This is a genomic window from Streptococcus castoreus DSM 17536 (assembly GCF_000425025.1).
GTDB classification, from domain to species: domain Bacteria; phylum Bacillota; class Bacilli; order Lactobacillales; family Streptococcaceae; genus Streptococcus; species Streptococcus castoreus.
On sequence record NZ_AUKZ01000011.1, the window covers coordinates 45,645 to 54,021 of the forward strand.

The 8,377-nt window shown below is 37.7% G+C and carries 8 protein-coding genes; all 8 read left to right on the forward strand.

What is annotated here, in order from left to right; translation table 11 throughout:
* Positions 1-4 precede the first annotated feature (4 nt).
* The 8 genes from H346_RS0104835 to H346_RS0104870 all read left to right on the forward strand — a co-directional run bounded on the left by H346_RS0104835 (position 5) and on the right by H346_RS0104870 (position 8,103).
* Positions 5-2,527, forward strand: coding sequence for an ATP-binding protein (locus H346_RS0104835; RefSeq protein ID WP_027970091.1), 2,523 nt, complete (start codon positions 5-7; stop codon positions 2,525-2,527).
* Between the two features lie 12 nt (positions 2,528-2,539).
* Positions 2,540-4,471: a hypothetical protein gene (locus H346_RS0104840; protein ID WP_027970092.1), complete on the forward strand. Its 1,932-nt coding sequence runs from the start codon at positions 2,540-2,542 to the stop codon at positions 4,469-4,471.
* The gene (locus H346_RS0104845; protein WP_027970093.1) at positions 4,468-4,695 is read left to right on the forward strand and encodes a hypothetical protein; all 228 of its coding nucleotides are present in this window, start codon (positions 4,468-4,470) and stop codon (positions 4,693-4,695) included. The genes H346_RS0104840 and H346_RS0104845 overlap by 4 nt, the downstream gene beginning before the upstream one ends.
* 8 nt (positions 4,696-4,703) lie before the next feature.
* Positions 4,704-5,759 (forward strand): phage tail tip lysozyme, encoded by a 1,056-nt coding sequence (locus H346_RS0104850; RefSeq protein WP_027970094.1) that lies wholly within the window; start codon positions 4,704-4,706, stop codon positions 5,757-5,759.
* A gap of 57 nt (positions 5,760-5,816) precedes the next feature.
* On the forward strand, positions 5,817-6,122 hold the full coding sequence (locus tag H346_RS0104855) for a hypothetical protein (RefSeq protein ID WP_000162871.1): 306 nt from the start codon (positions 5,817-5,819) through the stop codon (positions 6,120-6,122).
* The gene (locus H346_RS0104860; RefSeq protein ID WP_002299685.1) at positions 6,109-6,441 is read left to right on the forward strand and encodes a type II toxin-antitoxin system PemK/MazF family toxin; all 333 of its coding nucleotides are present in this window, start codon (positions 6,109-6,111) and stop codon (positions 6,439-6,441) included. The genes H346_RS0104855 and H346_RS0104860 overlap by 14 nt, the downstream gene beginning before the upstream one ends.
* Positions 6,442-6,552: 111 nt before the next feature.
* Positions 6,553-6,825 carry a helix-turn-helix domain-containing protein gene (locus tag H346_RS0104865; protein ID WP_004224179.1) on the forward strand — a complete coding sequence of 91 codons (273 nt, stop codon included), beginning with the start codon at positions 6,553-6,555 and terminating at the stop codon, positions 6,823-6,825.
* Positions 6,826-6,879: 54 nt separating this feature from the next.
* Positions 6,880-8,103: a site-specific integrase gene (locus H346_RS0104870; protein WP_027970095.1), complete on the forward strand. Its 1,224-nt coding sequence runs from the start codon at positions 6,880-6,882 to the stop codon at positions 8,101-8,103.
* Positions 8,104-8,377 lie beyond the last annotated feature (274 nt).

An 8,377-nucleotide genomic window follows, 5' to 3' on the forward strand; every position in this document is an offset into this window, starting at 1 on the left:
TCTAATGGTTCTAAAACTTGTCTATCCGATTCTTAAAACACAGGATAATATAGCTTTAACAACAGATAAAATGGTGATGAGTTTTTATCGTATTCCCAATACTCCCATCACCATTACAGATAAAGCAAAGAAACAAAAACACAAGCTGACAACTGCTCAGCTGATAAAAAAACTGGTTAAAAACAAGTCCTTTGAAGTCTCCTTGATTCCAAAGGACTATTTGTTAGAAGAAAAGATGAAAGACTTTTCTCATGCCTTGTCTCCCGATAGTCAAGCATTGGGGGAAGAACTGTTGCAGTATTCGACAGACAAATTGACACAAGAAATGGAAATTCCCTATCAATTTGACTGGTTGATTGGTGTCAATCTTTTAAAAGATGACCAAAACACCACCGTTCAGGATATGGCGGTTGAGCGCTTCTCTGAAGTCTCTGAAATGATTGCTAATAGCGTGGGCTTTCAATATGAGATTCCTGAAGATTGGGCGCAAGAGTATCTGGTTAGTGAAGCGACCGTCTATCAAATCCTTTCCGCTCTTCGGGCACAACGCTTGACCAATGAAGAGCTCTTTTACTATCAACGCATGCAGTACTTGCGCTATATTCCTCATCTAAAGCAAGAAGTCACAGCCAATCGGGCACTCTTTAATGTGACTGATACGGTCTTAAGACCAATGGCTGGGGGCTTTATGAAGTTAGACAGCCCCTATGGTTCTTCTTTTCTCACCATTCTTCCGATTGCTAAAACACCCATTATTTTTAATGGCTTTCATCTGGGGGAATTTACCCAACGCTTTAATTTCCCTGTAGAACTACGGATAAAGGCAGAATTTATCGAAAAGAACTCTTTAAAAGGGCGAATGGCACGTTCTAACATTCGCTACCGCAATATTATGAATGAAGCTGAAAGTACCGATACTGTCCAACAAGATGAAATTATTCTGGGGGCAATGTCTCTCAAAGACTTGATGAAAAAGGTTGGTGGGAAAGAAGAAGTCATTGAATATGGAGCTTATCTCATTGTTTCTGCTTCTAGCCTATCCCAATTACGACGTCGCCGTCAGGTAGTCTTAAGTTACTTTGAGGATATGCACATAGAAGTGAGTGAAGCTAGTCATGATACGCCTTATCTCTTCCAGTCTCTCCTCTATGGTCAACCACTTGAAAATAAGACCAGAACGTGGACACACTATGTCACTCCAAGAGGTTTTGCAGAGCTAATGCCATTTACCAACACAGCTTCAGGAAACCATATTGGCTGGCATATCGGACGGGTGGATAATTGGACAGGACGGTGGGAAAGTATTGAAAAGGCACAAGAAGCGTCTAAAAATATGGTGCTCTTTAATGCGACCGTTGGAAATAAAGAAGGGATTGCAGGAAAACTTACAAAGAATCCGCATATCCTAATTACTGGCGCAACGGGTGAAGGAAAATCTTTTTTGGCAGAACTTATCTTTCTCCTAACCTCTCTTCAAGATGTGAAATCTTTGTATGTTGACCCGAAACGCTCTATCCGAAAACACTTTGAAGCAATTGCTCACCACCCAGACTTTGAAAAACGGTTCCCGCTTCTGGCTGAACATATCAAACAGATAAACTTTATCACTTTGGATAGTAAGGTGAAATCCAATCATGGGGCTCTTGACCCAATTGTCATGTTGGATAAAGATGACGCTGTTTCAGTTTCAAAAAACATGCTCAATTATCTTATTTTCTCCAACAAGCGAATGAAGGTCACAATGAAGCAAATGACCGCTATTTCGAGAGCAATTAACAAAGTGGTGGCTCAAAGACAAGCGGGAGAAATCGTGGGGTTAAAACATGTTCTCAAAGAGCTCACCAATAATCCAGATAGCACTATCTTTGAAGTAGGAGATTATTTGACGTCCATTGTCGAAAATTCCATTTTGGAATTGGCTTTTTCAGACGGTAATGTAGAAGGATTGTCTTATGATAAACGGGTGACTGTTTTAGAGGTAGCGGACTTATCCTTACCAGATAGTAAAGATAATCAACAAGATATTACACCAGAAGATAAAGAAATCAATTCTACGGCTCTGATGTTTGCCTTGGGAGCTTTCTGTACACGCTTTGGAGAACTCAATCGTTATGAAGATACCATTGAATTTTTTGATGAAGCGTGGGTACTGATGAAGTCGGCAGAAGGACGAGCCGTTATCCAATCCATGCGTCGTGTTGGACGCTTCTTTAATAATGTCCTCTGCCTCATTACTCAATCCGTTCATGACGCTGAAGGAGATGATGATACCACAGGCTTTGGGACACTCTTTGCCTTTAGAGAAGACAATGAACTTCCCGATATTTTAGAACACGTTGGACTAACGGATAATGAAGAAAATCTGGAATGGATTAAAAATATGATTTCAGGGCAATGCCTCTATAAAGATGTTTACGGCAATCTCAATATGATTTCCATTTATAACATTTTTGATAGTATTGACCCGCTTCTAAAACCAATGAAAGCTACTGTTTCTTCTAATCTTGAAAATAAATACGCATCTTAAGGAGGTGAGCTTGTGCAAGAAGCATTTGAAAAATTAAAAGGCATGGATATTTTTTCTTTAAAATCTTATACAGTACAAACTGGATTTTTGGATATTAGCGGAATCTGGGTGATGTTCAACGAAATCTTTGTCAACTTCCCCTTTTTTCTCCTTAACCTCATTGTTGGTTTCTTCTCCCTGATGATTCGGATTTTAGAAAATGTCCGTCTTTATGACACCTACAAGCAATATGTTTTCAATGGTGCTCAATCCATTTGGCGAGGCTTTACAGGAGCTCCTTCTGGTGTGGCTCAATCATCATTAGTCTTTCTGATTCTCCTTTGCCTAGCTTTTTATCTCTTTTATCAGTTCCTCATTTCTAAAGGCAATTTCTCTCGAAAATTGCTTCATGTCCTTCTGGTTCTCTTTTTAGGCTTTGGTTGGTTTGGGACAGTTGCTGGAACTTCTGGTGGATTGTATTTGCTTAATACAGTAGACAATGTCGCTAGTACTACGATTCATCACATTTCTAATGTCTCTGTCTCCTACGGAGAAAATCACTCTTTAAAGATAGGGGCTTCTATCGCTGATTCTTATATCGTAGAAACTTCTTATAAAGCCTATCTTTTTGTCAATACAGGACAAGAAAACGGGAAATACAAAGACCGTCAAACAGGAAAAGAAGAACTGTTTGATGATTCAAAAGTCCTAGGCAGCTTGGATAAATCAGGCAAATTTAAAGCCGTTTCTACCGCAGATAGAAATGATTACTTAAAAATGGGAGATGGAGCTAACGATGATAAAGAGAAAAACCGTTGGGTATCAGCTATTCCTGACTATATTCCTGTCAAGTTCTTCTATATCCTTTTTAAAATGGTTGAAGCGATTGTCATTGCCATTCCTATTGTCTTAATTCAGTTGCTCAATGTCCTTGCACAAGCCCTTGTCCTTATCATGATTCTTCTTTTTCCTATTGCCCTTTTGGTTTCCTTTATTCCCAAAATGCAAGATATTCTTTTTGGAGTTTTTAAGGTCATGTTTGGTGGTCTTGCTTTCCCAGCCATTACAAGCCTTTTAACCTTAGCTTTACTTTACCTTGAAAAAATCATTGAAGACTTAGTAAGCAGTCGTTTTGATAAGGTTATTGGAGATTTTTCTTCCTTGTCTACTTTTAGCGCTCTCTTTGAACTAATCGTCTCTGTTTGTGCTAAAGGAATGATTTATTGGTTGCTTTGGAAATACAAAGGAGAATTGATTGAATTGTTACTCGGTTCACGAGCAAAGATTACATTTGATGAGATAGATACCAAAGTCAAAGAAACCGTGACAAATGGACAGGAAACTGTGAAGCAGCTGCCGGCAAAAGCTACTAACGCCTTTGAAATGGCTCAAACATCCGGAAACTTTTTCTTTGCTGGAGCGGGATTTGGAGCGGGACTCTTCATGAATGCTGGTAAACAGATGGAAACTCTTTTTTCAAATCCCCATCCAACTTCAGAAAAAACAGAAAGTTCAACGCCTTCAGAAAATGACGAGGAGGAAACACCCGCTACTTCTTCCTTTGAAGAAACAGGCGCTCCCGACGAGGTAACAACACCGTTTCAAGAGCCAGATATGCCAATGGAGATTTTTGAATCTGCTATTCAGGAAGAAGACACAAGCGTTCAACCTTTTGACACAGAACCTTCCCCGCTAATGGATACAAAGCAGAACAGAGAGCAGAAAGAGTTTGAAGAGCGCCGTCAAAATCGCCTCTCTTGGAGACAAAAGCACAAAATCAATAAACTTGAAAAAGAATTAGAACCTTACAAAGATGATGAAGCCCTCTATCAAGCGCAAGGTTCAAATGCTTTTATCAGGAACTATCGTAAAGCCTTGCCAAAAGACGATAAATTGAAAGTCAATATCAACCGTAAACATCAGATAATAGAGGAATTAGCACGATTGAGAGGAGGAAAGGAATGATGAATACACGCATTTATTCTAAAAGAGGTTTTGAACAGACGGTGAACAATGCGGTTGCCCTTGCCTATGAAAGGAGAAAGCCTTCTATTGACTTTCTCCTTTTATTTTCAGTAAAAGAGGCTGAGAAAGAGCAACTGTTAGCAACTATTAAAGAAAATCCTCTCATTTTAACGGCTCAATGGCGATTGGAAACAGTAATGATGACAGTCTATGTGAAAACTTAGGAGGAAAGATGAAGAAAAGATTAGTAATCGTCAGTAGTTTAAGTATTCTCCTTTTACCTTTATTCTTGGTTGTCATTATCATGGGAGCTTTCGCTGGTAGTGCGTCTTCTAACGGTCAAACAAAAGGTTTACAAACCAAGCTGACAGCTAAAGAGGTGGCTCAAAAAGCTAATATTTCAGAAGAACGGGCTGGTGATGTCATAAAAATTCTCAACCATGAACTCTCACAAGAGCAATTTACTATCGCAGGAGCTTCTGGAAGTTTAGCGGTTGCAGAGCGCGAAAGTAGCTTTGACCCTAAAGCCGTCAATACAGGTAGTGGTGTAGCTGGTTATTTCCAATGGTCGGGTTGGTCTTCTACTATCAATGGGAATCGCTGGTCAAAAGCAAAGCAAAAGAAATTAGATTCTGATATTGAACTAGACCTTTTATCTACAGAGCTAAACGGCTCTTATAACAAAGTCAAAACAGAAATGCAAAAAGCGACTGACCCTGAAGAGGCAGCCCTTTACTGGTCAGAACATTATGAAGGGGTCGCTTTATCAGACGGTCAAACCAAAGCTAGTGACCTGAAAAAGAACGCGAGAAAATGGTATAACCTCTTCAAAGACACCTTAACAGGTGGGACAGCTACTGCTAAAACACGAGACGGTGGAGGCGTAACTTCTGATGGAGTGCCTGTTGGTTACAGCCTTACAAAGGCAATAAACACCTCTAATTACACTTCTGCAACCTATCCTTGGGGACAGTGCACTTGGTTTGTCTATAACCGAGCCAAAGAGGTGGGCGTTAACTTTGACCCTTATATGGGCAATGGTGGGGATTGGAAGCATAAGGCAGGCTATCAAACTACAAATACACCAACTGAACATAGCGCGCTTAGTTTCTCTCCTGGTCAAGCTGGCGCAGACCCAACTTACGGACATATTGCATTTGTGGAGCAGGTCAAATCAGACGGGTCTATCCTCATTTCAGAAGCCAACGCCAAAGGACTTGGAGTTGTTTCTTACCGCACATTTGATAAAGCAACAGCTAACCAATTTACATACGTGATTGGGAAGTAAAAATTTGACAAAAAAACTACATTTGTCGTACAATTGAAGTACAAAAGAGGTGATTGTATGACTAAAAAAATGTTTCAAAAGCGAGTAGATTCAGAATTACTAGATGAAGTATCGGTACTATACAAATCCTTAGGAACTTCTGTAGGTGACGCTTTCGTGATGTTCTTACAAAAATCAAAGGAGGTGAATGGATTGCCATTTGATTTAAGAAAACAAGTCCATGCTATTTCTGATAATCCTTTAGAAAGACTAGCTTTGGCAAACTCAAATGTTATCAAAGTGACTGCTTCTAATCCAGAAGCAATCGCAGATTTCTTTGATGAAGACTATCCAGAATACGAGGAAAGACATGGACAACTATAACCCATATGATATTCTGGTAGCAACTATCGCTTTTAGTGATGGGACAGGAGCTAAAAGACGTCCTGCTCTAGTCATTGCAAATAATGAAGAAGTTATCAGGACCTACCGTATCACTAGTCAGTATTCCCGTAAATCATCTTATATCCGTTCAAAATACTTTGAAATAAAAGAATGGGAAGAGGCAGGATTAGTGAAGCCATCTTGGATTGATACCGTTCAACTTTATGATTTAGACGTAGAACTTGTTCAAGTTCGCTTAATCGGAAAGTTAACAGAAAATGACCAACAGAGATTTGAAAAATTTTTAAGAGAAAATTAAGATTATACGATTATATTATAAATAATCCTAAAACTTTTCTTTTTCATAATCTCCTTAAGGTAAGGGCTTCATAGCTCTTGCTTTTTTTATTGCCTAAAAGGGAGGAAAACTATGCAAGTTATTTTACCAGAAGAACAAACAAAAGAAATTCAACTTTTTGTTGCAAATCTTATTAAAAATGAGATTGAAACCGTTAAAGAAGATTCAGGACAAATTAGTCCTTTTTTAAATAAAAAGCAAACCTGTCAGTATCTGGGAATTTCAAATAACACGCTGGATATCTGGATAAGAAAGGGAATGCCACATATTCGGATTGGAAAAACAATTCGATTTGATAAAGACAGTATCCGTAGATGGATGATACAACTGGAAAATCACTTTTGATTTCATTATAATAAAGTCAGGGTAATTTTCTAGCTCAGTAAAAAGGAGATTACTATGACAATTACAAAAACCTCAAATGGTTCTTATCGTTTAAAACTCTATGTTCCAACAGAAGCTAGACCTTCTTTGGGAATTTCAGGAAATTACTATGATAAGCGTTTTAAAACAAAGAAGGAGGCTAAAGAAGCTGAACTACAAATTTTAATAAATATTAACACTATCCAAAAAGGGGGTGCATTACCACATCAAGCAATCAATGGCGATATTCTCTTCAAAGATTTTTATCATAATGTCTGGTGGGAAGCCTATAAAGCAGGTCAAACGACTTCAACAAATAAACCACCCACTCTTCCAACAGTTAACAATACAGAAACTGTTTTTAGATTACATATTTTACCAATGTTTGGAAATTATTCCATTAAATTTTTAAATCAGAATAAAACAGTTGTTTTAAATGTGATGACTGCTAAAGCAAATGAATATGCAAATTTCAAAGTCATACGTAGTTATGTTAACTCCATTTTTGACTGGGCAGAGGAATTAGAATATATTGAAATGAATCGCCTATCTAAAACAATCAGTCGTATTAAGGCTACTAAAAAAATCAAATTACAAGAAGCTAAGCGTGATGAAGATTTATACCTTACTTTAAGTGAATTACGGGAATGGTTTGAAATGTTCCAAGAAGACCTAGAAAACAAAAAATTGTCGCTTAAAGACTATGTTTTATTTTTTACAACTTTTATCTTAAACGACCGTAAATCGGAAAGCTATGCTTTACAGTGGAAACATATCTCCTTAGATATATCTGAAATTGGTTTAATTCAAGCCTTGGATAAATATAAGAAGCCTAAGTCTACTAAAGGAGAAAAGAAAACAATTTTTGCTATTCCTCAAGAGCTAACTGTTCTCTTATATCAATGGAAAATTCAACAAAAATCAGAACTAGCAAAATTTGGTATCATTCAAACTCCAGAACAATATGTATTTACTTATATTGACACTAAAGGCAATGTGAATAGCCCTCTGCATGCAGATTACCTTAATAACAAGATGAAATCTGTAGAACGTCGCCATAAAAATCTTAGACATGCCACTCCTCACATGTTAAGGCATACTGGTGCTACTTTAGCTAAGAAGGCAGGAATGTCTCTGGAATCCATTTCAGAAGCTTTAACACATAGTGATTTGAGTACAACAAAGATTTATGTTAATACTTCAAATATTGTTCCACTTAGTGCTGGCGAAACTGCTTACAGAGAACTCAAAAATAAATAAGGTAAAAATAAGGTGAATTTTGAGGTGAGTTTTTCAAAAAGTGCACGAAAAAACACCCAATGAGGTAAACATTGAGTGTCTGTAATCGTTGCTGTAAAGCTGTTCTTAACGTTTTGAGAATTGGCTTGCTTTACGAGCTTTTTTAAGACCTGGTTTTTGGCTCATTCTGTTATTTAAATCCAAATCCCTTTAAAATCAACGTTTCTAAAATGAAAAATCACTAAAAATCTTATTTATAGACAAATATTTAAACCTAAACGGTATCAAAAAGGTA